Source organism: Bacillus sp. JJ1503 (assembly GCF_036965125.1).
Classification (GTDB): Bacteria; Bacillota; Bacilli; order Bacillales; family Cytobacillaceae; genus Cytobacillus.
In genome coordinates, this window is record NZ_JBALOZ010000272.1 from 2559 (window position 1) to 3109 (window position 551).

At 29.9% G+C, this 551-nt stretch carries 1 protein-coding gene; it reads right to left on the bottom strand.

The window, feature by feature from the left end:
* Positions 1-293, bottom strand: a 293-nt coding sequence (locus tag V7149_RS19760) for a 3-isopropylmalate dehydrogenase (RefSeq protein WP_335347305.1), incomplete at its 3' end; no start/stop codon positions are given.
* Positions 294-551: the final 258 nt, after the last annotated feature.

Consider the following 551-nt stretch of genomic DNA (forward strand, 5'->3'; position numbering starts at 1 on the left):
TACGTTGTTCTGTTGTTATATCTTTTTATTACAGTTCCTAAAATGGCAATTAAAAAAACAATAACGCTATTTATTAATAAATAGTATCCTACTTGCAAGCCGTAAAATATTGCAAAAGCATCACGAATAACCAAAAGTGCTAATACACCACCGATTGCCCCAAATAAAACTGCTGATAATAATATTGTAAAAGCCGAAAAGTATAGATTTTTCTTATTCTTGTAGGATATAAATCCAATAACATTTGCAACAACAATAAAAAAGCCTATAAGGATTAAGAAAAAATTGCTCATTTAACTCCCCTTTTATAAACATATTTTACCATTAAAACTAAAAACCTTGTTGAACTATTCTGCCACGATAGTTTAAGTAGATCACTTCACAATCTCACCTAAAATTTTAACATAAGTATCCAGATTTCTTTAAGAGGTTATTAAACAAAATGGCCCTAAACATAAGGAAAAAGCACAATTCTTGCTGCAGAATTGCGCCCTATTCTGGAAGATCATAAAGTCATTTAGTGCAACCCACTTCTCAAATTACTTTATTGA